This is a genomic window from Paenibacillus sp. MER TA 81-3, from assembly GCF_023713585.1.
Lineage (GTDB): Bacteria > Bacillota > Bacilli > Paenibacillales > Paenibacillaceae > Paenibacillus_B > Paenibacillus_B profundus.
Genome location: NZ_JAMAWB010000010.1, coordinates 165,631 through 190,975, shown reverse-complemented (window position 1 = coordinate 190,975; position 25,345 = coordinate 165,631). Strand labels below are relative to the sequence as shown.

At 51.7% G+C, this 25,345-nt stretch carries 21 protein-coding genes; 12 read left to right on the top strand and 9 right to left on the bottom strand.

Going from position 1 to position 25,345, the window contains the following annotated elements; genetic code table 11:
• Window positions 1–74 precede the first annotated feature (74 nt).
• The 4 genes from M3650_RS16605 to M3650_RS16590 all read right to left on the bottom strand — a co-directional run bounded on the left by M3650_RS16605 (window position 75) and on the right by M3650_RS16590 (window position 6,927).
• A complete protein-coding gene (locus tag M3650_RS16605; RefSeq protein ID WP_251576404.1) occupies window positions 75–950 on the bottom strand; it encodes a carbohydrate ABC transporter permease in 876 nt (291 codons plus the stop codon).
• 878 nt (window positions 951–1,828) lie between these two features.
• A complete protein-coding gene (locus M3650_RS16600) occupies window positions 1,829–3,202 on the bottom strand; it encodes an extracellular solute-binding protein (protein ID WP_251576402.1) in 1,374 nt (457 codons plus the stop codon).
• Between the two features lie 204 nt (window positions 3,203–3,406).
• Window positions 3,407–5,110 carry a response regulator transcription factor gene (locus M3650_RS16595; RefSeq protein ID WP_251576401.1) on the bottom strand — a complete coding sequence of 568 codons (1,704 nt, stop codon included), beginning with the start codon at window positions 5,108–5,110 and terminating at the stop codon, window positions 3,407–3,409.
• On the bottom strand, window positions 5,110–6,927 hold the full coding sequence (locus tag M3650_RS16590) for a cache domain-containing sensor histidine kinase (protein ID WP_251576399.1): 1,818 nt from the start codon (window positions 6,925–6,927) through the stop codon (window positions 5,110–5,112). Before M3650_RS16590 ends, M3650_RS16595 begins: the two co-directional genes overlap by 1 nt.
• Before the next feature lie 185 nt (window positions 6,928–7,112).
• Between M3650_RS16590 and M3650_RS16585 the strand changes: the two genes are divergently transcribed.
• From M3650_RS16585 to M3650_RS16570, 4 genes are all read left to right on the top strand, one after another.
• Window positions 7,113–7,754, top strand: coding sequence for a helix-turn-helix transcriptional regulator (locus tag M3650_RS16585; RefSeq protein ID WP_019424065.1), 642 nt, complete (start codon window positions 7,113–7,115; stop codon window positions 7,752–7,754).
• Window positions 7,755–7,772: 18 nt separating this feature from the next.
• Window positions 7,773–8,939 carry an alanine racemase gene (locus M3650_RS16580; protein WP_483311752.1) on the top strand — a complete coding sequence of 389 codons (1,167 nt, stop codon included), beginning with the start codon at window positions 7,773–7,775 and terminating at the stop codon, window positions 8,937–8,939.
• Window positions 8,940–8,961: 22 nt separating this feature from the next.
• The gene (locus M3650_RS16575; RefSeq protein WP_019424067.1) at window positions 8,962–10,596 is read left to right on the top strand and encodes an N-acyl-D-amino-acid deacylase family protein; all 1,635 of its coding nucleotides are present in this window, start codon (window positions 8,962–8,964) and stop codon (window positions 10,594–10,596) included.
• A gap of 76 nt (window positions 10,597–10,672) precedes the next feature.
• Window positions 10,673–11,143, top strand: coding sequence for a RidA family protein (locus M3650_RS16570; protein ID WP_019424068.1), 471 nt, complete (start codon window positions 10,673–10,675; stop codon window positions 11,141–11,143).
• A gap of 108 nt (window positions 11,144–11,251) precedes the next feature.
• On the opposite strand, the gene M3650_RS16565 is transcribed toward M3650_RS16570, so the two are convergent.
• The 4 genes from M3650_RS16565 to M3650_RS16550 form a co-directional block, all read right to left on the bottom strand.
• Complete coding sequence (locus M3650_RS16565) at window positions 11,252–12,883, bottom strand: extracellular solute-binding protein (protein ID WP_251576395.1); 1,632 nt, start codon at window positions 12,881–12,883, stop codon at window positions 11,252–11,254.
• A gap of 111 nt (window positions 12,884–12,994) precedes the next feature.
• Window positions 12,995–13,891, bottom strand: coding sequence for a carbohydrate ABC transporter permease (locus M3650_RS16560; RefSeq protein WP_251576393.1), 897 nt, complete (start codon window positions 13,889–13,891; stop codon window positions 12,995–12,997).
• Window positions 13,892–13,921: 30 nt separating this feature from the next.
• On the bottom strand, window positions 13,922–14,839 hold the full coding sequence (locus M3650_RS16555) for an ABC transporter permease (protein WP_251576560.1): 918 nt from the start codon (window positions 14,837–14,839) through the stop codon (window positions 13,922–13,924).
• 137 nt (window positions 14,840–14,976) lie between these two features.
• A complete protein-coding gene (locus tag M3650_RS16550) occupies window positions 14,977–15,930 on the bottom strand; it encodes an AraC family transcriptional regulator (RefSeq protein WP_311295093.1) in 954 nt (317 codons plus the stop codon).
• A gap of 309 nt (window positions 15,931–16,239) precedes the next feature.
• Between M3650_RS16550 and nhaC the strand changes: the two genes are divergently transcribed.
• From nhaC to M3650_RS16515, 7 genes are all read left to right on the top strand, one after another.
• Window positions 16,240–17,643, top strand: coding sequence for a Na+/H+ antiporter NhaC (gene nhaC / locus M3650_RS16545; protein WP_251576391.1), 1,404 nt, complete (start codon window positions 16,240–16,242; stop codon window positions 17,641–17,643).
• Between the two features lie 667 nt (window positions 17,644–18,310).
• Window positions 18,311–18,667, top strand: coding sequence for a hypothetical protein (locus M3650_RS16540; RefSeq protein WP_251576389.1), 357 nt, complete (start codon window positions 18,311–18,313; stop codon window positions 18,665–18,667).
• A 67-nt stretch (window positions 18,668–18,734) separates the two neighbouring features.
• Window positions 18,735–18,902 carry a hypothetical protein gene (locus M3650_RS16535; protein ID WP_019424077.1) on the top strand — a complete coding sequence of 56 codons (168 nt, stop codon included), beginning with the start codon at window positions 18,735–18,737 and terminating at the stop codon, window positions 18,900–18,902.
• 284 nt (window positions 18,903–19,186) lie between these two features.
• Window positions 19,187–20,020 carry a 5-dehydro-4-deoxy-D-glucuronate isomerase gene (gene kduI, locus M3650_RS16530; protein ID WP_019424078.1) on the top strand — a complete coding sequence of 278 codons (834 nt, stop codon included), beginning with the start codon at window positions 19,187–19,189 and terminating at the stop codon, window positions 20,018–20,020.
• Window positions 20,021–20,773 carry a DeoR/GlpR family DNA-binding transcription regulator gene (locus M3650_RS16525; RefSeq protein ID WP_251576387.1) on the top strand — a complete coding sequence of 251 codons (753 nt, stop codon included), beginning with the start codon at window positions 20,021–20,023 and terminating at the stop codon, window positions 20,771–20,773.
• 26 nt (window positions 20,774–20,799) lie between these two features.
• Window positions 20,800–21,558 (top strand): 2-dehydro-3-deoxy-D-gluconate 5-dehydrogenase KduD, encoded by a 759-nt coding sequence (gene kduD / locus M3650_RS16520; RefSeq protein WP_285848486.1) that lies wholly within the window; start codon window positions 20,800–20,802, stop codon window positions 21,556–21,558.
• Between the two features lie 30 nt (window positions 21,559–21,588).
• On the top strand, window positions 21,589–22,722 hold the full coding sequence (locus M3650_RS16515) for a glycoside hydrolase family 88 protein (RefSeq protein WP_251576385.1): 1,134 nt from the start codon (window positions 21,589–21,591) through the stop codon (window positions 22,720–22,722).
• A gap of 98 nt (window positions 22,723–22,820) precedes the next feature.
• On the opposite strand, the gene M3650_RS16510 is transcribed toward M3650_RS16515, so the two are convergent.
• The gene (locus tag M3650_RS16510) at window positions 22,821–23,693 is read right to left on the bottom strand and encodes an AraC family transcriptional regulator (protein WP_251576383.1); all 873 of its coding nucleotides are present in this window, start codon (window positions 23,691–23,693) and stop codon (window positions 22,821–22,823) included.
• Window positions 23,694–23,868: 175 nt separating this feature from the next.
• Between M3650_RS16510 and melA the strand changes: the two genes are divergently transcribed.
• On the top strand, window positions 23,869–25,167 hold the full coding sequence (melA, locus tag M3650_RS16505) for an alpha-glucosidase/alpha-galactosidase (protein WP_251576381.1): 1,299 nt from the start codon (window positions 23,869–23,871) through the stop codon (window positions 25,165–25,167).
• Window positions 25,168–25,345: the final 178 nt, after the last annotated feature.

The window sequence follows — 25,345 nt, the reverse complement described above, 5'->3', positions numbered from 1 at the left end:
AGGTCCCTTTTTAAACACCGAGGAGTACAAGTTATCGCAAAAAAACTATATCGGAAGCATTGCTCTCATTGCTCTCATCTCTGCTCCTTCTTCATCAGCCATTGCGATCCAGCGACCATCAGCAAGCTGATAATAACGATAAGGGTGGATACAGCACTGCCATATCCGAAGCGATAGACGGTAAAGGTGCTGTTGTACATATATGAGGCAAGCAGCTCTGTCGCATGAGCGGGACCGCCATTCGTCATGACATAAATCAGATCGAACGCCTTCAAGCTCCCCGAGATGCACAGAACGATCGTGACCTTGAGCGTATCCCAGATGAGCGGCAGCGTAATGAAGCCCAACTTCCGTAAGCCTGTCGCGCCGTCCAGATGTGCCGCATCGTCCATTTCAGACGGGATGCTGTGCAGCGCAGCCAAAAACATAATTAAATACGGGCCGATATAATTCCACACGATCGGAATCGCAATCATCCACATGGCGATGCCAGGTTCGGATAGCCATGCGCGCCGCCACTCTTCGAGACCGACAGCACTGAGCGCCGCATTCAGCAGCCCTGTCTGCGGATGATAGATGTTGCTCCAAATAATCCCGATTACGACCGATGAGAGCACCATTGGCATAAAAACAGCAGACCGGACGAAGCGCTGAAACCATGTGCCGCGCTTTAAAAGCAGTGCTAGCAAGAGCGCGATCGGCACCTGACCGAAGACAGAGGCAATGACAACGATCATATTGTTGCGGAACGACAGCCAGAAGACCGAATCCTTAAGCGCTTCAACGAAGTTATCCAAGCCGATGAAACGGGCAGCCCCGATTCCTTTCCAATCAAAAAATCCGTAATAAGCCGACCAAAAGATAGGAATGATGACAAAAATGGTGTACAAGACGAGCGCGGGGGTCAATCCTGCCGTAATAAACGACCGTTTGTTGGTCCAAGCGCGCATAGGGGCTCCTCCTTCCTCTGTACGAGAGACGCTCTTTCTAGTTAACCCGGTTAAGAAACTACTAACGAATTGTTTCGTTCATGCAATGGCGCGTTCAGGCTGAGGTGCTCCGCTTCATCCACCCCTTTGGTTCATTCTCCCCCTCCTTCAGGAGGCGGCACGACCAAGGATGACTCTAGTTATCTGTCATGATGAGCGACCGCTGCATGGCATGGTATATACAATTGGCAGATATCTTATACCCGTCGTCATCCTTCCTGACGGTATGGAGAATGCACATCAGGACCTTTTGCAGAGTAGTCCGACAACCTATTCTCGTTGGGCGCTCCCATTCTGAATAAAGGGGAGAAGAACCTAATAGGAGGTTTGCCAAAAAGTCCTTTTGCTCACTAGCCCCACTACTCAGAAAATGCGAACCCTATCGAATCGCCGTTTGGCTAAACTTAACCACCCTTAACTAAAGGGATTAGACCCTTCTTCCCGTTTTCAGAATCCGCTCTTCCCCGCAATATTGCACCTTTTTTCTCAACTTAATTACTCCTTGTTGCGCACTCGTCATGTATTGCGTACTGGTCATGCATTGCGCACTCCTCATTCATTGCGCACTCGTCATTCATTGCGCAATCTGAATCATTGGGAGAGTGAACAAAAGGGGTAATTAGAACAGGATTGAGAGACTGCGAATGCTAGAGTTGAGATATGTATTTGAAGAGGGAAACCGCATCATTTAGGCCACTACCAATTGACCAGGCGACTTTGTGGCCCCAAAAAACTTATAGTTTCTTATCTGTTATGGCAACGGGCGCGCCCCGCCAACATGCTCGCTGGCAGAGCGCCGTCCCCATTTCCAATCCCGTTCAAGTTCAGCGCCTCCCGGCTTACTTGCCAAGCGCTTTCGCCTGCGCCTCCTGAATCTTCTGCGCCACGGCCTCGGGCTTGCCGCCCATCAGCAGCTCCTGCAGCCCGTTATTGACCGCATCCGTTCCGGCGCTCGTTAAGACGGCGTCATATACCGGCGTGCGCTTCACTTCATTGACGAGTCGGTTTACCTTGGCAAAGAGCGGCGATACTTTGCTCTCATCCAGCTCCAGCTTGAAGCTGACCAGCTGATTCGCTTCCAGTGTCCGCTTCTGCGCCTCTGGTCCAGACATGGCGTAAATCAAGTCGTAGGCCGCTTCCTTGCGCTTGCCTTCTACCTTTTTGCTCAATCCAAGACCGACGCCGACGACACCGGACAATGTCTTCGGGTCACCCTTCCCGCCTGGGATGGACGGGAGAACGGTCGCGCCCATTTGCTGCAACGCCTCCGGCGTCGCATTCGCGGACAGGTTGGTCAAGGCCCAGCCGCCGTCAATCATCATCGCCGCTTGACCCTGGGCGAACATCATTTCCATCTGCGTGTTGTCAATGCTGTTCGCTCCATCCTGAAATGCGCCAGCCTCCTGTAAACCTTGGAACAACTCCAGCGCTTTGATGAATTCCGAATCCGTAAATTGGGCCCCGTCCTGATTTGCCGCCTTCAAAAACCATTCCGTTCCGGTCACTCGGTCGGCGAGCGAGCTTATAATGCTTGATTGCGCCAGCCATGCCGCCTTGTTGCCAAGTGCAATCGGCGTCACTTTATTCTCCTTCAGCGTCGCGACCGCCTGCATCAAATCGTCCCACGTCGCAGGAACTTGAAGACCGTGCTTATCCAATAACGCCTGATTGTAATAAAGAATGGAGGTTGGCGAAAGTCCCATCGGCGCGCTGTATGTGGCCCCGTCAAGCGTAAAATCGTCAAACGCTCCTGGGAGGAAGCCACTTTTCCAATCCGGCTTGCTGTCGAGCAGCTCATTGATCGGCTGAATCAAGCCGCCGCCGTGAAATTCTTTCGTCATCGTGCCCGGCCACATAAGGAATACGTCAGGCATTTCATTGGCTGCCGCTACCGTCTTCAAGCGCGTTTTATAGCCATCCGGCGGTATCGCCTGAATGTCTAAGGCGACATGCGGATGGTTCTGCTTAAATTGTTCGATAATGTCGCGCATCGCCTGGGCGCGCAGATCGTCTCCCGTAAAGTTATGCCATAAAGACAGCTTTACGGACTCACCGCTGTCCTTCCCGCCGCCTTGGTTAGCGGACGAATTCGACTCCGAGCCGCCCGCTGCTCCATCCTTGCCTGACGTCGTTGTGCCCGTTCCGCCTGCACATGCGGTAACAATGGAAACGACAAGCAGGAACACGAGCACAGAAATCCACCGCTTGCGCATCATAACCCTCCTGACCATTCTGTTCATGTTCACCGGACCTATTCAGCTGTCATCAGCGCGGGTATCTCGTCATCGCGTTCCGGTGTATACCCAGTATAAGTAAGCGCTTTAATTATGCGTTAGGGAAAAAATCAAGCCTCAACGGGGAATCTATTCAGCTCTGGCAGGTTTTTCTGGCGGCTCCCTTTTGATTGCGCACTATTGTCAACATTTGTCCCGGTATTCGGATGGAGTGCAGCCGATATGCTTCTTAAACAGCTGTGAAAAGTATTTTAAATCCTCATAACCGACCAACTGAGCCACGGCCGACACTTTAGCGGAGCCGTCTTGAAAATAGCGGCAAGCCTGAGCCATACGGGCTTGGGTCACATATTCAATATAATTGATGCCTGTTTCTTGCTTGAACCTATCGCTCAAATGGTTCGGATGCACCCCGACGACTCGAGCCACATGCTGCAGCGTCAGACTGCCGTCCGCCTTCTCGCGAATGTAATTCATGGCGCGGGTAACCATTGACGTGGAGGAGTCCGCAATGACATCGCGAAAATATTGCATCGCTTCCTGCAGCGCAATGAACAGCGCACGCTCCCATTGCTCCGGCGCGGCCGTACGCGGTGAGGCTAGAGCAGGCTCGGGCCGGCCAACAGCCGCGCAATCGGCTCCGGCACTTGAAGCCGGCTCGGACGCAAGCCCGAAGGCGCGGGCCTGCGCATGTCGAGATGCGCTCCATGACGCGCATGCCACCTCGCCATCCTGAGCGCAGCATCCGCTATCCGCCGGCTGCAATCCGCCAGCCTGTGCCGGCGCGGACACTTCAGCGCACCGTTCCAGCCAACGCCGCGCCGCGATGAGCAGCGATTGGCCGTAAGACTGAACCGAGGCCGGAGTCGCTTCCGGTTCGTCAATAAGTCGCTGGACCTGTTCGTGCACGAAACGGCGCAGCTCCTCGGGCTCGCCTGATTTCAAACAGCGAATGAGTTCTGCTTCATCCTGCGCAGTACAAATGGAAGGCCGCCCTGCCCGTGAAGCTGCCTCCTGCCAAGTCAGCATTCTTTTGTTGCCTTTGAACCAATGATACGCATAAGCCTCCTTCGCGGTGCGGCACGAATCGCGCACCTCTACCGGCGCTGTCACCAAGCGGCCGATTCCGGCAAACAGCCGGCATTTCAGCTTGCGCTCAATTAGCGCAAGCTCATAATCCCACGAGTCCGAGCTTATGGCCGTCCCTTCTGTCAGACGCAGCACAAGCAAGCGGGACTCCTCACGCAGCGCAAGCCCCGCCACCATTTCTGTCAGCATATTGCCGACCGCAAACAGCAGCAGCTTCTCCTGCGCTTCGCCCCAGCCTTCCGCCTGAATGCATGCCACGTCGAAGACGACATTCCGTGTCGACGAGTGCGTCCTGTCTGCCAACAGCAGCGTATCCGCCAGCATGCGGCACTCCGCCTCGCTCAGCGGCTCATGCAGCAGCTTATGCAGCAGCTGTTCGCGGTAGGTAGCTTCTATCTTCGACATGCTCTTGCTGCGTTCCAGCTTCTCCACTATCCGCTCCTTGGCGCGAATCGCCGCTCTCATAATGTCGTCAGGTCGACTCGTCTTCAGCAAATAGTCGCACACTCCTTCCCGCAGCGCCCGCTGTGCATAGCGGAAATCATCATAGCCTGTCAGCACAATCATCTCCGTGTCCGGACTCACCTCGCGAATGTAAGCGGCAAGCGTCAACCCGTCGGCGCCGGTCATGCGGATATCGGTCAGCACAAGATGCGGCTTATCCGCTGATATCGCCTCCATCGCCTCTTCCGCCGATGCACACGGAGGCAGCACCTCAAATCCTAAATCATGCCAAGGTATCACTTGGGCAAGTCCAGTGCGAATAATGACTTCGTCATCCACAATTAACAATTTCATCAATAAGACCCCTTTCCTTGCTTGTATGTGCAGCCTGGCGACGGAATCGGAATCGCAAACGTAACGGTCGTTCCTTCTCCTGCGATACTTTCGATGTGCAAGGACGCGCCCTCGCCATAATGAAGCTGCAATCTGCGCTGGACATTGAATAGGCCGTAACCGCTGCCGGCGCTTGCATCACCGCTTGGCGGCCGGCGTTCTCCCGTCCGCAGCTGCCGCCTGAGGCTCTCCGCCGCATCTGGACTCATGCCAACGCCATTATCCCGAACAATAAATTGAATTCCCCCCTCATCTGCCATCAACATTTCCAAATAGAGAAATCCGTTATTTCCATGCGCTCCCGGTTTCAGAACCCCATGCAATAAAGCGTTTTCAATTAACGGTTGCAGCAGCAGCTTGAGCATTGGCGCCTCTTCCAGCTCAACCGGCAGCACGATCTGGAACTGAAACCGTTCCGGATAGCGCATCGCTTGAATATGCATATAATTTTTCACATGCTCCACCTCTTGGTCAATCGTGCAATATTCAAGCCCCCGGTTCAGGCTGAAGCGCAAAAAGTCACCCAGCGCCCCTACCATCTCGGCTATTTTCCCGTTTCCATCCATCCATGCGAGCCACTGCACGGAAGAGAGCGTGTTATATAGAAAATGCGGATGAATTTGTGCCTGCAGCGCTTGCAGATCCGCTTCCATTTTTTGCGCTTCATTCCGTTTCACCTGCTCGGTCAATTCGCGGATATTATCGCTTAGCCGATTATAGCTGCGCACGACAAAGCCAATTTCGTCTTGCGAAGTGAGCGGCAGCGGCCGGAACGGGGAATCCGGCTGCACCGATCCGATCGAACGGGCCAACCGGACAAGCGGCTTCGTAACCCGTCTGACAAAATAAGCAACTGCCGCCACGATCACGAGCAGAGCAACACCCACCGTCACGGCAGTCAATTGAAGCACATAGCGGTTCTGTTCGCTGAACGTCTGGTACGGGATCATCGCGTACACATCCCATGGGGCGAGCGGAACCTTCATGGCCACGACCACATGACGGCCGCTCCCTTCCCCGACATCGAAAAACTGCGCTTCGTTGCCCGTAATCGCGCCGCCAAGCGACGCAAGCTGCGGTTGCCAGGCGGCAGCCGTCGCATCATCGGCTCCAGAAGCGACGATGTTCCCCTCGTTATCTGCAAGAATGAGGCTTCCTCCGCCTTCCACGACAGCATTGCCCAGCCGGGCGGTCAGCGCATCCCCGTCGATGCCGATGGACAGCATGCCAAGCGATTCAAACGTATTCATATTGCGAATTGGCCGGACAAGCGACACCGTGCGTTTGCGCCCCAGACTCGTATCGATCGGAATCGGAGGGGACCACCAGGTCGGATGCTCCTCCCAATAATCAGGCGAGGCCGGAACTTGCTGGAACAGCGAGGAGGTCAAAATCGTCGTGTTGGACAGCTCTGGATTTCCGTTGAGCGGAATGAGGCGGATGTCGGCAATGTAGTCTTTGGAAAAAGCCAAATTCGTCAAAAATCCGATCATGCGCAAATAGTCGTTGGCGCTGGCCCGCTCCTTCTTCGCCAAATAGGTCTGAACATCATGCTGTCCGATTAAGAAGACAGACATATTCTCGACGTCCTGGGCAATCGTCTCGAGAATGGCGCTAATCTGTCTCAACGTGTTCAAGCTCGCCTGTTTCGTCTTCTCCTCAGTAATCGACCATGCGGTGCGGTAAGAGACGTAGCCGAGCAGCATGACCGGCAAAATGATGCAGGCCAGCAGCAAAATCAACAATTTTCGGTGCAGCGAACGTGCGATCCAATTCACAATTAGCCCTCCTTCCTATTTCTTCCTCTATCACGATCATTATGCAGCATTAATTTTTGTTAGGTCAACAAACTTTTAGTTTGATCGCTGGCAAAATTATGATACGATGAGGTGGAGAGCGATGGAGCATGAAATTATGAAATGGCTCCCATCCGCAGCTCCACTTTAATTTGAGGGAGGAAGCAATGGAATCCATACAAGAAGAACTTCCCTTTCTACAGGCAGTTGTCAAAGGGATAGCCGCCCAGTTCGGCGATCAGTGCGAGGTTGTGCTCCATGATTTGACGCTGCCGTATGATCGTACGATCGTTGCGATTGAAAACGGTCACATTACGGGCCGCCATGTCGGTGATCCTGGCACGAATCTCGGCCTAGAGCTGTTGCGCGGCACACAGCAAGACGGCAACAAAATCAACTATATTACGCAGACGAAGGATGGCCGCTTGCTCCGCTCCACTTCATTGTATATGCGCAATCGCGAAGGGCAGATTATCGGGTCGCTATGCATTAATTACGATATTACCGACCTGACGATGGCGGAGAAAGCGCTGAAGTCACTCACCATGGCCGGATTACAGCCGGAAGTGAAGGAATCGTTCGTGACCAATGTGAACGATTTATTGGATACCCTCATTCAAGAAGCTCAGGCGCAGATCGATAAACCGGTTGCATTGATGACGAAGGAGGACAAGATGAAGCTGCTCGTTCTATTGGACGACAAAGGGGCCTTCCTCATCAAAAAAGCCGGGGAGAAAATTTGCACGTATTTGGGCATATCGAAATATACGTTATATAGCTACTTGGAAGAAGCCAAGCAATCTACCTAACGGAGCGTGAAACTCATGATGAAGGAACCGCAAAACGGACAAATGGAGAACGTTGCTGCTCTATCGAATCTATCCGTTCAGCATCCGCAGCTAGCAATAGCCGAAACTCCTTTTCTGCTCATCGATTTGGAACGAACAGAGCGCAATATATCCGCAATGGCTCAAGCGGCAGCCCAGAATGGAGTGCAGCTGCGTCCCCATCTGAAGACACATAAGATGCCGCGCATTGCGCAAATGCAATTGCAGCATGGCGCCTCCGGCATTACGGCAGCGAAGGTGTCAGAAGCGGAGATCATGGTGGAGCATGGAATTCTCGATATTTTCATTGCCTATCCGCTCGTTACCCCTTCCAAAGTACGCCGGGCGATCGCTTTAACTTCACGAGCCCGCATTATTGTCGGGGTCGACAGCATCGCCGGCGCCGGCATACTGGAAGAGATCGCGCAGGAGTGCGATGTTGTGCTTGAGGTGCGGCTGGAAATCGACACTGGCTTGAAGCGTTCGGGCGCGCGTGCAGCCGACATTATGCCGATAGCTCAATTCATCGCGCACTGCCCGCACCTGCAGCTTGGCGGCATCTTCACCTTCCGCGGAGCGCTGCTGAACGGAGAGGGTACGCTCGATGTGCAGAGCGCGGGGATTGATGAAGGCTTGACCATGGTTCGGATCGCAGACATGCTGCGTGAAGCCGGTCATGACATCCGGGATGTCAGCGTCGGTTCGACTCCAACAGGCACTTATGCGGCTGCCGTTCCTGGCGTGACGGAAATCCGTCCGGGCACATACGTATTTCAAGACCGCATGCAAGTCGAATTCGGCGGATGCATGCTCGATGACTGCGCCGGTTGCGTAGCCGTTACCGTCGTAAGCTGCCCGCAAGACGACATCATTATCGTCGATGGCGGCAGCAAAGCATTCGCTACCGACGTGCAGCCGAACACGCCTCCACTTCTTTTGCAAGGCTTCGGTCATATTATGGAAGCTCCCGAAGCCGTGTTGGAGCGATTATCCGAGGAGCATGGCACAATTCGTATTACGGCCGGTCATTCCTTCAAGGTCGGCGATCGCCTACATATTATTCCTAATCACATTTGCAGCACTATTAATTTATATAACAAGGCATGGCTTGTTCAATCGGACTGTGCGGTCCACGTTCCGATCGAAGCACGCGGACACAGCTGGTAAACATAATGAAGGAGGAAGGATCATGCTTGATGTAATCATTCGGAATACACGCGTTGCCGACGGTACCGGCAACCCTTGGTTTTGGGGCGAAATCGGAGTAAAGGACGGACAGATTACCCATGTCGCGTCTCCGGGTTCCATTGATGTCGAGGCACGGGACACGATTGATGCGCAAGGGCACATCATCGCTCCTGGATTCATTGACGGACACTGTCACTCCGACCTGATGATTATGGATTACCCTGACAGCAACATTAAAATGCAGCAAGGCGTAACGACTGAAGTTGTCGGCAATTGCGGCTTGGCGCCTGCACCGTTCGTGCCCGCACGCGGCGACTTGCTGCGGGAATACATTACGCCAGTCATTGGGACAACGAACAAGCCGTGGACGTGGAACAGCATCGCAGAATATATGGACGCCGTTCAGAGCTGCTCTCCAGCCGAGCACCTCGCTACCTACGTAGCGCACGGCGCGCTCCGAATTGCCGTCATGGGCTTCGATCATCGTCCGCCTACGCCTGCGGAATTGAATGAAATGAAGACGATTCTGCGCGAAGGAATGGAAGCGGGCGCTATCGGCCTCTCCATCGGCTTGCTGTACGCGCCAGGCAGTTACGCGGACAAAAATGAAATTGCGGAATTGTCCCGCGTCGTCGCCCAATACGGCGGGCTGCTGTCCACGCATATTCGCGGCGAAGGACGCCACCTGCTCGCTTCGATTGATGAAGTGATCTGGATTGCGGAGCAATCCGGAGTGACTCTGCACATCAGCCATCTCAAAGCTGCTGGAAAGCGCAGCTGGGGCCAAGTGCTGGATGCGCTCGAGCGCATTGAAGCGGCGCGGGCCCGCGGAATGGACGTCACATGCGACGTATATCCGTACCATGCTGGCTCCACCACGCTCACGACGGTGCTGCCGCCTTGGATCTTGGAAGGCGGCTTGCCTGCCACGCTGGAAGCGCTGCAGCGTCCGGCTATCCGGCAGCGTCTGCATGAAGAGCTGGCAGAGGAGCAAGACACATGGGACAATCTCGTCGCTTCCACCGGCTGGCACAGCGTCGTTATCTCTGCGGTGCAGACAGATCGCAACAAAGAGCTCGAAGGGCTATCGATTGCGGATGTTGCCGCGAAGCGCGGCATTCACCCTGTCGATGCCATGATCGAACTGCTGCTGGAAGAGCAAGGCAAGATCACCATCGTCTATTACCATATGGCAGAATCCGACGTCGATCAGGTCATCGCTTATTCGCGCTCGCTCATCGCTTCTGACAGTCTGCACTGCGAGACCGGCAAGCCTCATCCGCGGCTCTATGGAACGTTCCCGCGCATACTTGGCACATATGTGCGCGAGCGCAAGCTGCTTACCGTGGAGGATGCGGTGCGCAAGATGAGCGCCTTTCCGGCGGCGCGCTTCCGCCTAGGCCGACGCGGCCTGCTTGTGCCGGGATATGCGGCGGATCTCGTCGTCTTCAATCCGGACACGGTGCAGGATACGGCCACCTTTGAAGAACCGCGCCAGTTCCCTAACGGAATATCGCATGTGTTCGTTAACGGTCAGCTTGCGCTGCGGCACGGCGAATTTCAGTCCGTTCACGCCGGTTCCATGCTCAAAGCGGAACGCCGCCTTCAGCTTCACCATACTTGCGGTTGCTGCTGACCGCTTCATCAGGAATGTGACTAATCATTTTTTTAACTACTTATTTAACATACTACCTACTTAAGGAGCGAATAATATGGGTCAAATCGAACAACGTCTGCAGCAATTAGGAATCGAGCTGCCAGCTGTAGGAGAACCGAAATTTTCTTATATTCCTTGCAACCGCACAGGCAATCTATTGTACACATCAGGCATGGATTGCCGAATTGACGGCGTGCTCATGTATGAGGGCAAGGTCGGCGCGGAGCTGACGATTGAAGAAGGCCAACGCGCCGCGCGCCAAGTCATTATTAACGCCCTGGCTGTCATCAAGCATGAGCTTGGCACCTTGGATAAAGTGGCCAAGGTCGTGAAGATGCTGGCGTTCGTCAACAGCGCACCGGGATTTGCCGATCAGCCTTACGTCATTAACGGGGCATCGGATTTGCTTATCGAGGTGTTCGGAGACGCAGGAAGACACGCTCGTTCAGCGATTGGCACGAGCGACTTGCCGTTCCATACGCCAGTCGAAATCGAAATCATTGTGGAAGTAAAAGAAGAAGCATAGATTCACATAGATTCAACAACATTAAACCGCAATAATGCCGCAGACTGCGCCAGAGGTTTTATCCCTCTGAAACAGCCTGCGGCCTTTTCATTTTTCATGCGCATCAGTCTATTTTAGCTTTTTCACGTTTTCCTGCCACTTCTCGGTTTTATAAGCTAATAGCTTGGCGTAACCGACTTGCTGCGCCTTCGTCTCGGCCTCATCGAGAAGCCGCAGAACATCTTCGTCACTTCTGGCATTGAGAAGGATCTTCGCCCTCGTTTCGGAATAAATATCCGCTATGCTTTGCGCGGCAATGCCTTCCTCCGTGTCTCCCGGCGGGTCCAAATTGACAAATTCGGTTCCATTATATTGGGTCTTCCACGTTATTTCAGTTTGCCAGCGCGTTTCCCAATTCCGCTTCTCCTCCGGCAGTGTCTGTTCAAATTTGCTCTTGGATGTATCGACGTATACCGTATTTCCGTTCCATTGGAAGTTGATGGTGGAGTCCATCAGTTTGTTGCGGTTCTCGATGTCCGTCGTGAACTTCTCTGTAAAAATCGGCGCATCATCCGCATCTGTCCCCTCCCAATACAACCCCTCAGGTCCCCAAAAAATAATCCGTTGACCTTCCGGTCCGGTCAGCCAATCCAGAAATGCGAATGTCGCTTCGGGATTGTCCGCCGCTTTCGTAATCACGCTGACATTCCAGCCGAGCTGCTTGAAATCGCCCGGATATATTTTGTTTTTATCCAAGCCTTCTTTGCGCAGCGGCCATACCATCATATAGCCGTCATCCGGGTCCTCCGCTCTAAGCATATTGTCCCCTCTCGAGGCGAATTCGGTCGGACTGGAGCTGGCCAGCACCGCAACTCTGCCAGATACGATTTTCTCTGCCAGTTGATCTCTCGTTTGCGACATCGTATCCTGCGACATTAATCTCTCGCGGAACAGCCGGCTGGCATAGACCATCGCCTCGCGAAACACGGGATCCGTAAATATCGATGTCAGCTCGTCACCCTTCGGCACGGCTTGCATGACGTTGAAGAGGGAAGGGCGGTTTTCCGCAAAGGCGGACGTCAATATTTCCACTCCTTCAGCGCCTGCTCCGACTTCGAGCGGTACTGCGTTCGGATAGTTCTGCTTCACCTTTTTTAGATACGCATATAAATCATCGGTTGTCTCCAACTTGGGGGAGCCGAGTTCCATATATATTTTCTTGTTCACGACATAACCGGCATTTCCATTTGGCTGCGTCGTGTACCAGTTCGGAAACTGATAGATTTTCCCGTCAGGGGAGCGCAGCATATTGAGCGTTGATTCCCCTGCCCATTTTTTTAAATTCGAATACTTGTCCAAATATTTATCTAACGGCACCAGCAGATCGGCTGCTCGCAATCGCTCGACATCGGCACCACGCTCCAACCAAATGACATCGGGCAATTCGTCGGACGCGATCATCGTATTAAGCTTCTGTTTGGCATTGCCTCCGGAACTAATCGCGGTAATCTCCACTTTTTTATTCTCTCTAATCCATTTCGTGGCCAAGTCCTTGCCCCACGGCGGCATCGTATACCAATCATAGTTGCCATAGAAAGAGAAGGCTATCGTCGCCTCTCCAAACGCTGCCGCATTGATTGGCTCCCCCTCTTGTTTGTTCCCGGCAGCTTCTTGTTGGGTCGAAGGGCCGCATGCCGCCAGCAGCGATGCAAGCATCACCAGCGCAAGGCTCAACGCCATCCATGTTCTCCCGTGCTTCATTTTCCCTATCCCCTTTCCCCTCGTTGCAGAATGAATCCCGTCACTTATAAATACATGCATCGGCAAAGCGGTATGCGCTGTATAGAAAGCAATCTGCGCTGCGCTTAACTGTTATTCCTTCAACGATCCGATGAGGACTCCCTTGACAAAATATTTTTGCACAAAAGGATACACGCAGATGACAGGCACGGTCGCAACCATCATCGTTGCCATGGAGAGCGACTTGCTCGTGATCGTTTTCATCCGTTCCATGTGGCCTTTCGCTGCGGAATCCATTTGCGCCATTTGCTCGCTCATAATGTTGGAGCTCAAAATCTGCTGCAGCTTCGTCTGGATAGGCAATAAATCCAAATTGGAAATGTAAATGCTCGGCGTGAACCAGTCGTTCCAATGGTATATGGCCGTGAACAGCGATAACGTGGCCAGCACGGGACCGGATAGCGGCAGCACGATGCGGAATAAGACGCCCCAGTTCGTACATCCGTCTATCTTCGCCGACTCCTCTAATCCGTTGGGAAGACCCATAAAGAATGTCCGGAAAATAATCATGTTATATACGCTAATCAGTCCGGGAATAATCATGACCCAGAACGTGTTCATCAGACCCAACTCCCGGATTAATAAAAAGGATGGAATGAGTCCGCCCCCGAAATACATCGTAATAATGCCCATAATCATGTACAGCTTTTTCCCTATTAGCTCCCTCTTCGTCATCCCGTAGGCAAAGATCGCCGTTGCCAATATCGCCAAAACGGTGCCAATAAGCGTTCTGATTACCGATATTAGAAACCCATTCAGCAAGCGGGCATCCCGAAATACAATTGTATAATTGTCTACCGTCAGATCACGAGGCCAAAAGGTAACTCCGCCCAAGAGCGTATCTGTGCCGCTGTTAAACGAAATAACCGCCGCATTCCAGAATGGATAAAACGTAAAAAAGCCCAATACCAACAAGCAGACGTGAATGAGGAAAGACATCACTCTGTCGCCAAAACCATCCTTAACCAAGCTGCATCCTTCTCTCTATCCATAATCGCGTCACCACAAGCTGTTCCCTGTCCTCCGGGCAATATAGTTGGCCCCTGCCAGCATCGCGACGCTAATGACCGCTTTGAACAGCCCAGCTGCCGTCGCGTATGAAAACCGGGAGTTCTGAATGCCGATCCGGTACACGTATGTATCTAGCACGTCGGCAACCTCCCTGACGGCAGGACTCGCTCCCAACAGCAAAATGTCTTCAAAGCCGGCATTCAGTAAATTGCCGATGGCCAGTATCATGAAGATGATAATGATCGGCATAATCGCGGGCAGCGTAATGAGGAACATTTGCTTGAAGCGGCTGGCTCCGTCAATGGAAGCCGCTTCATACATGTGCGGGTCTACACCAGCAATCGCTGCCAAGTATACGATGGAGGAGAAGCCAATCTCCTTCCATATTCCCGTGGTGACAAGAATCGTCCAAAAGTATTCTGGCATAGAAAGAAAGTTGATTGGCTCGTCAATCACTCCGATACGCTCAAACAACATATTCACACTTCCGTTGTCCGTCGATAATAGCGACATGACAAAGCCTGATACGATAACCCATGATAGAAAATGCGGCAAATAGCTGACGGTTTGAATCACCCGCTTGAACACCATGTTTTTCACTTCGTTCAGCATTAGCGCCAACAGGATCGGGGCCGGAAAGCCGATACAGAATTTGAGCAAGCTAATGACGACCGTATTGCGCATGACATTCCAAAATTCGGGCGCTTGAAAAAACATGCCGAAATGCTTCAAGCCGACCCATGGACTGTGCAGAAAGCCTTTAAATATGTTGTAGTCTTGAAACGACATAAGCACGCCGTACATCGGGATGTAGCTGAACACAAAAATGAACGCTATTGCGGGCAGCACCATAAGCTGAATATCCCATTGTTCAAAAATACGCTTGAAGCGGCCAAGTGACACCATGATTGTATGCACCCCCTCCTTGGTCAGTCCGTGAACTGCAGACCGAAATACTTCATGTCATGGCCGATGTCTTACTTGATTGTAAATTGCGGCCTGCCCTGTTTCCTCCAGTATTCTTCTGCTTAGACTGTATAATGTTATCGTTTTGTAAATCCCCCTGACCGTACTTCGCTCGGCGCATAACCCGTACTGCTTTTGAATAGCCGATAAAAGTTAGACAGATTGCGAAAGCCGCATTCCAGCGCAATGTTAATAATCTGCAAGTCTGACGATTCAAGCAGCCTCACTGCATGCTTAATGCGGACGGAAATTAGGTATTCAACGGGCGAGACGCCGACCGTTTGCTTAAACACGGCACTGAATCGGGACGGGCTTAAGTAGACAAGTCCGGCAAGCTCCTTTAAGGTCCACGGCCGGGCGAAATCCCGATCCATCGCTTGAATGGCGGCGCGTACCTTTACATCATGTTCGGAGCTGGGATGCCGTGCTGCGCCGTCTGGAGATAGCGGAGCTTCGCTGCGCAAATAACGGCTCACATAAGCCAGAAACCGGATGAGGTGCGAACGCACTATCGATACATGTAACGGCTGACTCCTGTTGTACTCCTCCTGCATGTCGCTGAGGATGGATTGCAGCAGCTTGCTGTGGTCCCGGCTAAGCAGATGCGTAAAATGTATGCCCAGCTCTGCAAAAGGCGCCAGCAGATCGTGCTCGTAGCGCAGATCATGCACAAACCAGGAAGCGTCAAAAGCCGTTACCTGCATAACGAGATGTTCTTTTTCATATGCCCTGTGCAAATCATTCGAGTTAATCAACAAAATATCTCCTTCTTGAAAATTAATCCGCTGCCCATTGATGATGTAATGGCCCGATCCGGATTTTATCCAATTAATCTCCAGCACATCATGGCGATGAAGCCGCTGATATTCCGGCGCTACGCCAATCGTATCGATAATATGGATCGGGAATTGTCTCGACAAAGTCATAGCGACTTCCTCGCAAGGAATCGTCGCTTCCTGACACGAAATCAACTTAGCATTCCCCTCCCGGGACACGCCTTTGTCTCCAGCCTGTTCTATTGTTGCACTCACTTCCATATTCACCATCCCTCTTTAGTATTTATAAATATCAAAATACCATTATAACATTTATAAATGCAATATTGTTTTTACACACGCAAATAAGGCTCACCGCTGATATGAGCGCTGAGCCTTCAAAAGAACTGGTTATTGTTACCGTTGACCTTATAGTCAAGTCACGATAAGGTATAATAGGTTTATTCTCTTACTTTAACACGGACAAGCGTGCAAGCGAAGAAGCGATTATGCAATCAAGTCATGCGGCTAATATCGAGCCAGCTATGAACTACAATGTATATATAGTATCAAGGAGATGACACCATGCAACCCCACCAGCAACACAATGAGACTCGTCCGCTTAGCTTCGCGCAAAGTGTTACGATTTTCACCAGCATTATCGTCCTGCTCTTACTTACCATTCTTGTATGGCAGGCAGAGCCTCATATTCCGCTCATCGCCGCCGCCGCATTGACCGGGTGTCTGCTGCTCGCCTTCGGCCAATCGTGGAAATCGGTTGAACAAGCACTCATGCGCGGACTTCAGGCATCCGTCATGCCTGCAATGCTGCTATCTCTCATCGGCATTCTAATCGCAGTCTGGATGATGAGCGGTACAGTTCCGACACTGCTTGTATATGGAACCACTTGGTTCCAGCCGCAGTGGTTCACAATTAGTGCGATGCTGCTTACCGTCGTCGTGTCGATGTTCGTCGGCAGCTCACTTACGACCGTCGGCACGTTCGGTGTCGCCCTGGTCGGCATGGCAGGCTCTATGGGCGTCCATCCAGCCATCGTGGCGGGTGCCGTCGTATCTGGTGCATGCTTCGGAGATAAAATGTCTCCGCTCTCCGATACGACCAATTTCGCATCTGCCGTCGCACGCGTGCAAATGCCTGATCATATCCGGAACATGACGCGGACGACCGTGCCGGCATTCGTATTGACCCTCGCCGCATTTTTCTTTTTTGGTTCATCGTCCCAGACAGACTTGTCACAGCTCGAAGCGATGCAGCGTGATATTAGCCAGTCGTTTCATATTCACCCGCTGACGCTGCTCCCGCTTGTCGTCGTGCTTGCCGCAGCCTTTAAGCGGCTGCCCATCATCATTACGATGCTGCTCGGTATCGGCACAGGCTTGCTCATAGCGCTGTTCATTCAAGGAGATTTCGCTGTTACGCAATGGATTGTTACGATGAACCACGGATATCAAGGCTCCTTCCAACTGGAAGATGTCGCGCGCATCGTCAATCGCGGCGGGCTTCAATCGATGACAGGGGCCATTACACTTATCGCTATCGCATTTGCATTAGGTGGACTGCTGCAGCACTGCGGAGTCATCCAGACGATGTTCAATCGTCTCATCGCTCCGGTAAAGAGCAAAGAAGCGCTCGTCGTAACGAGCGGGCTCAGCTCCATTGGCGTCAATATCATTACCGGTGAACAGTATATGTCTATTCTGCTGCCGGGCCAGCTCTTTGAAGAAGAATATGAGAAACGCGGCATTCCGCGCGTTACCCTCTCACGCACATTGGAAGATTGCGGGACCTTGGTCAATCCGCTCATTCCGTGGGGCGTCAGCGGAGCGATGATGACGAGCGCATTGGGACTGACGGTGCTCGATTATGCGCCGTACGCCTTTTTCCTCTGGCTATCCCCGTTGGTGACATTTGCGTTCGCGCTCATTCCGGGCTTGAAGAGAGAAACTTTGGGTATGGCTCGGAAATGATAGGCATATCAATTGAAGCGGGTTTGCGCGGAGGCGCAATACTCGCTTCTTTCTTTTTGAATCCGTTTGTTGATTTTTCCAGATCGGCTTCTCTCAAGGCAACTGCCTTACCGTTGTGCAAGCAGCTTCTTTGCTTTCTCCAGACAGATAAGGATATGAAAAGGAAACGAGGTAAATGGTTCTCTTCGGACGAGGTCGAAGCAAGATCCATTGGAAAACATACAGTAAAATGTATGGACTCTACGGCTAAATGGCATTCAGACTGTAATTTGTCCAATGGATCGGGCTCTTTTCAGCCATTAGCACGGATGGAGTGACAAGCCATTGGATGAACTCCAATGGAACCGACCGTAAAGAGCTGCACCCCGCTATTTCATTGGACGAAATCCAATGGATGAAACAAAGGCCCAAACCTTCCGCCCTGCTTCTTCTCTTCGGGCAGGAGACGGGTCGGATGTATATCATCGCACACAATCTTATCTTATAATCCTTCCCGCAATCAGCCGGGTCCTGTTCCAGTGAATTAGACAGTTACAAGACAGCATTATCACAGAACAACAATACCCGAAAATGATAGGCATTGTCCCCCTTCTCTTGTTATGATACGCTTTAAGTATCTATGTGCACGACAAGGTGCATACCATTCGGAATGAAAGGGAGGAACTTGATGATTAAACATATGAACGGCCGCTTGCCCCGCTGCGCCGTCATCATCATTTGTGTGCTCATGCTGCTCTGTTCCTCCCTGCTGCCTGCGCTGTCAGCAGATCCGCTCGGACAGCCCAGCGCGGATGCGGAATACGCCCATGCGCTGCATTATGAGACCGTGGTCGGAATTCCGCATCACTATATCGTGAAAATTCATACGTTCATGCAATGGGCTGTTCTCTTTTTCATTTACCTGTTCATTCTCCTAATACGGAATATCGTTCCCAAATATTTATTCGATGTGCCTTTCCGCCTTCTATTGCTCAGCATCTGTCTCATGCCCTTAAAGTTTACCTCCAAGTACGTCGTTCGCTGATCGGATGTATTCAGTTCTATCATACCGGCAGTAAACAACGATAGTTACGAGGAGGAATAATTTCCATATGAACCAGATCAATGAACAGGAACAGCATGAACTTACGAAGAAGCAGGGCAAGCATTCTTCAGGATTGAAGACGGATATGAAAGTCATTAATCGAGATATGATGAACATCATCATGTTCATTGTACTATCAGCGGCAGTAATCGCTGCACTTTACTTCCTACTCTAGAATTAATGTTCATCACCCCTATCCTGCTCAGCGCCATGCTGAGTAAGATAGGGGTTTTTTATTGTGTTGCACAACACGCACTTGAGCCGTTTGTAACATTTCCACGTTCATTTCCACGTTCATTTCTACGTTCATTTCTATGTTCATTTAAATGTTCAAATCTATCTTTTCTCATCAAAAATAAACTTATATAAACATTTAATTGAACTTAAATGAACATTGAGCTATAATAGACAGCATCAGGCAAGATTAACCAATCATTCATTCATAGGAGGAATCATAATATGGAAATGCGTCACGCAAGTCATCCGGAGAGTGCGAAAGGCTACGATACGGATCGTCTGAGAAAAGAGTTCCTGATTGAGAAGCTGTTCGTGGAGAACGAGATTCAGATGGTGTACAGCCACGTCGATCGTTATATTATTGGCGGTGCGCTGCCAACGACAGGCACACTGCAATTGGAAGCGGATTCAAAGGAAATCGGAGCCGATTATGTGCTGGAGCGTCGTGAAATCGGTATTATCAACGTGGGTGCTGCCGGCATCATCAACGTTGACGGGACGGAATATGCCGTGGAGGCGCGCGACTGCCTATACATCGGCATGGGAAGCCGCGATGTGACGTTCGCTAGCCGGGATGCCGCGAATCCGGCACGCTTCTACTTCATCTCCACACCAGCTCATAAGACATATCCGACCGTGCTGCTGCCGATTGCCGAAGCTACGCCGCAGCATCTTGGCAGCTTGGCTTCGTCTAACGAGCGCACGATTTATAAATATATCCACAAGGGCGGCATCCAAAGCTGTCAACTCATGCTCGGCATGACGCTTCTGAAGCCGAACAACATGTGGAATACAATGCCTTGCCATACTCACGACCGCCGCTCCGAAGTATATTTCTACTTCGACATGCCAGAAGACGGTCTTGTCTTCCACTTCATGGGGGAGCCGCAAGAGACGCGGCATTTGGTCATGCGCAACGAGCAGGTCGCCATCTCACCGAGCTGGTCCATCCATAGCGGTGTAGGCACGAGCAATTATACGTTCATTTGGGCCATGGCCGGCGAGAATCAAACATTTGAAGATATGGATATGATTGCCATGAAGGATTTGAAGTAAATGTCGAACGTAAAACGCCATCAACAGATTATGGAACTTCTCATTCAACAAGGCGAAGTCAAAGTAAACGAGCTTAGCGAGCAGCTTCAGGTTACCGGCAAGACGATTCGCGCGGATCTTGAGCTGCTGGAAGAGCAAGGCTTGCTTACCCGGGTTCATGGCGGAGCCGTGTTGAAGCATATGTCCGACCTCGGACTGCTGCCGGTGCAAGCACCGAACCAGCAGCACCTAACCGAAAAAGCAGAAATTGCTGAGAAAGCCGTACGCCTCATAGAGCCAGATGACATCATTGCGCTTGATGGCGGCAGCACGACCTTGGAAATGGCGAAGCGATTGGACAATGCGCCCATTACCGTCATAACGAATGATTTATTCATCATCGCTGAGCTGACGCGCAAGCCGGAGATACGACTCGTCGTGCCCGGCGGATACCGCAATCGGAATCTGCTCGTCAGCAGCGAAGCGGTGCAGTTGGTACGCAAGTTGAATATCCAGAAAGCTTTTATATCCGCCACAGGCATTCATATCGAAAATGGCTTGACGATCTATACAAGCGAGCTGTATGAGCTCAAACGCGCATGGATTGACACGGCGAAGCGAACTTATGGTGTTGCGGATTATACGAAATTCGATAAATCGGCTCTGCTCACCTTCGCAACGCTGCAAGAAATGACCGCCATCATTTCCGATCATCAGCTGCCGGCGGACGTGCAGGAGAAATATGCGGCAGCCGGCGCATCGATATTGCTGTAGGTCGTCATGCTCAAGGAGGAAAGATCATGCAATTGTTCAATTTACATGGTCGTACTGCGGTAGTCACGGGAGGAGCCGTCGGCTTAGGCTTCGGCATGGCTTACGGGCTTGCGCAAGCTGGAGCGGATCTGGTGCTCATTACGAGCAACGGCCCGCGCGGGGATGCGGCGGAGAGGCTGCAAGCCCTTGGCCGCAAGGTTACTTTTATTCAGGCAGATCTAATGAACTTAGACGGAATGAACGATGTTGTGAACTCATGTGTGGAAGCAGCCGATGGCAAAGTGGATATTTTGGTCAACAATGCGGGCATTATCCGCCGTACCCCTGCCGCCGAACATTCGCTGCAGGATTGGCATGACGTGTTGCAGTTGAACCTGAATTCCGTCTTCTATTTATGTCAAGCCTTTGGCAATCATATGCTTCAGCAAGGCTCTGGCAAGATAATCAACATTGCTTCCATGCTCTCCTTCCAAGGAGGGATTAATGTTCCTGGCTATACTGCGGCAAAACATGGGATTGCCGGCGTCACCAAAGCACTTGCCAATGAATGGTCAAGCAAAGGCGTGTACGTCAATGCTATAGCTCCCGGCTACATGGCCACAGACAATACCCAGCAGCTGCGCGATGATCCGAAGCGCAGCGCCGATATATTAGGAAGAATTCCTGCAGGCCGTTGGGGCACACCTGAAGATCTGGCCGGTCCGGTCGTCTTCTTGGCATCTGCTGCATCGGACTATGTGAATGGACATATTTTGTGCGTTGACGGCGGATGGATGAATCGTTAATCAACGGATATCGATTGGGAGGAACGAGAGATGGACAATGTATGGTCAGCCGCAATTCATGACGCTGTGCAGAAGACGAAGGCGAATATTGCACGTTATGGGGACCAATTTCCTCACGTAAGCAAAAACGGAACTTACTTGCTGAATGATAATACCGATTGGACTGACGGATTTTGGAGCGGTATGCTGTGGCTCTGCTATGAATATACGCAAGACGAGACGTTCGCCGAAGCGGCACGCAAAACCGTCCAAAGCTTCAAGCAGCGCTTGGAGCAGAATGTGGCGCTGGACCATCACGATATTGGCTTCCTCTACTCCTTATCAGCGAAAGCCCAATGGATAATTGACGGGGATGAAGAGGCGAAGCAGCTGACGATCCGAGCAGCGGATAAGCTGCTGAGCCGCTGGCGGGAAGAAGGACAGTACATCCAAGCTTGGGGGCCAAAGGGTGATCCAAAGAATGGCGGACGCATCATTATCGACTGCCTGATGAACCTCCCGCTATTGTATTGGGCATCGAATACTACTGGAAATCCGCGTTATGCAGAGGTTGCGCGCATTCACGCGGAGCAGAGCCGCCGTTATTTAGTGCGGGGAGACGATTCCTCTTATCATACCTTCCACTTTGATACGGACACGGGGATTCCGATTGGAGGCTCGACACACCAAGGTTACAATAACGGATCTACTTGGACACGGGGACAAGCGTGGGGTGTTTACGGGTTTGCGCTATCGTATCGCTATACACAGGAACAGCACTATTTAGAAACATCCCGTCGCATGGCCCGGTATTTCTTAACCGAGCTGCCCGAGGACGATGTAGCCTATTGGGATTTCAATGCTGCGATAGACGAGAACACCAAACGCGACAGCTCCGCGTCAGCCATCGTGGCAGCGGGTCTATTGGAACTGCTGGATCATTTGCCGGCAGATGATCCGGACAGAAGCTTCTTCGAGGACGGCCTTGACCGTTCGCTGCGCTCGCTCGTTGCGAACTACTCAACGATGAATCAACCGGAAGCGGAAGGCCTCATCGAGCATGGCTCTTACGCGGTTCTGCTCGGACACAGTCCTGACGACTTTACGATTTGGGGCGATTATTACTACCTGGAAGCGTTAGTACGACTGGAAAAAGGAATAAAAGGCTATTGGTATGAGCGCTAATTGTAATTGTTTATCTCGTTCTCTCTTGTAATTCCAAGCCCCCTTCATTGCCGGATTCATGTGACGATCGGCGATAAGGGGGCTCTTTATATGATGTGTTAACGATACGAGCAATCGGTCATTTGCTGAGACTGCAGTTCGATGCGATGGGCAGTAGGGGCACGAGTATACCATTTTTTATACAGCTTGGAAAAGTAGAGCGCATCTTCATAGCCTACTGACGCGGCAATCTGTTCGATCGTCAGTTGGGTCGTCATAAGCAGCGTTCTAGCCCGCTCCATCCGAATCCGCAGGAGAAATTGCATCGGAGACTCACCCATCTGCTTGCGGAACATTTTCGATAAGTATGTCCTATGATAACCAAGCATGTGCGCAAGCTCATCGATGGATATCGCTTTGTCATGCTGTAATGTAAGCCAACGCGCCGCTTGTTCCACCTGACGTTCGATATCTGTGCGCATATCGCCTTTAGAGCCGCCACTCCCGGTGCTTGCCACGCGAGCATATTCGGCTAGCACCACTCGGAAGTAGCCTTCGGCTTCAATGTCGCTTGCTTCCCCTCCCTGATGCAGCGCTTTCATTGCATTGCGGAATAGAGCCTCCACCCGGTGCTTTCGATAGCCTTTCAGTACAGGAACATGCGGGCCAATGCCTATATTGGCAAGTATTTGCTCTGCATTATTACCACGAAAGCCAATCCAACGGTATTCCCACGGGTGCTGTTCATTTGCCTCGTAATATACCAATTCGCCTGGGAAGATAAAGAAGCTATCTCCTGCGCTGACTTCAAATTCCTGTCCCCGCATCGCGAACTTTCCCTTGCCGGACAGCACGCAATGGACGATCCCATAGTCATGCACCGTCGGACCGATTCGATGGCCTGGTTCCGTATTCGATTGGCCACTGAATAAGACGGTCAGTTCACCGCGAGACGGAGCTTCGTTGATGGCGATATTCGCTCGCTCAGCCACAGCGTCCCCTCCCTTATTTGGCTACAATGCTCCATACTCATAATCATTTTGCCCATACACAGTATCACCAAATTCAGCTACATTGATTGTACAGCATTTTATTCCATGTTGCATCAGACCATATGAACTTTAAAAAAAATTAAACTTTTCCTCTCGCAGAAAGGATGAAGGAAGCATGGGCAAAATTACTTTTCTAGGTGCCGGCAGCACCGTATTCGCCAAAAACGTGCTGGGAGATTGCATGTTAACTCCGGCACTGCAAGAGTTCGAACTCGCTCTGTTCGATATCGACCACGAACGGCTGCACGATTCGGAACGGATGCTGAACAACCTGTTGTCTACGTCTGGCAGCACATGCCGCGTCGTCGCCTACCACGATCGCAAAGAAGCGTTGCGCGGAGCCAAATATGTCGTCAATGCCATTCAAGTGGGAGGCTACGACCCATGTACGATTACCGACTTTGAGATTCCGAAAAAGTATGGACTGCGCCAAACGATCGGGGACACGTTGGGCATCGGCGGCATCTTCCGCAACCTGCGGACCATCCCGGTGATGCTTGACTTCGCGAAGGACATCCAAGAAGTATGTCCTGACGCTTGGTTCCTCAACTATACGAACCCGATGGCTGTTCTGACGAACGTCATGAATACATATGGCGGAGTTCGTACGGTCGGTCTCTGTCATAGCGTGCAAGCGTGTGTGCCTCATCTGTTCCGCAGCTTGGAGCTAGACTCAGAAGGCGTGCAAGCGAAGATCGCCGGAATTAACCATATGGCCTGGCTTCTGGAAGTGACTAAGGACGGTGAAGATTTATATCCCGAAATTAAACGCCGCGCGAAGGAGAAACAGAAAGAAAAGCATCATGACATGGTGCGCTTCGAACTGATGTTCAAGTTCGGCTATTATGTAACAGAGTCGTCAGAGCACAATGCGGAATACCATCCTTATTTCATTAAGAAGCAGTACCCCGAACTCATTGAGCAGCTTAACATTCCACTTGACGAATATCCGCGCCGCTGCGTCCATCAAATTGAACAATGGAAGAACATGCGCGAGCAGTTGGTGAACAATCAACAATTGGAGCATACGCGTTCGCACGAATATGCTTCATATATGCTCGAAGCGATGGAGACGGGCGTACCGTTCAAGATCGGCGGCAACGTGATGAACACTGGATTGATTACGAATCTGCCGAAGGAAGCTTGCGTGGAAGTGCCATGCTTCGTCGATCGCAGCGGGATTACGCCAACTTATGTCGGGAATCTGCCTCCACAGCTTGCTGCACTGAATCGCACGAATATTAATACACAACTGCTTACGATCGAAGCGGCCATGACAGGCAAGAAGGAGCACATCTATCACGCAGCCATGCTGGATCCGCATACATCGGCAGAGCTAAGCATGGACGATATCGTCTCCTTGTGCGACACTCTGATTGAAGCGCATGGCACTTGGCTGCCAACGTTTAAATAATTCAGCTTTTACAGTAAAGAGGGCGCTCCGGAAGGGGCGCTCATTTCGTTGCCGCAATTGTTTGTTCCAGCTCGTCCGCTAGTCCTCAGCGGTCATAATGTATCGCGCGAGTCACTTGTGTGTCATGATCAGCATATACATATATAAATGAGCCGCTAGAACGATTCTAGGGCTCATT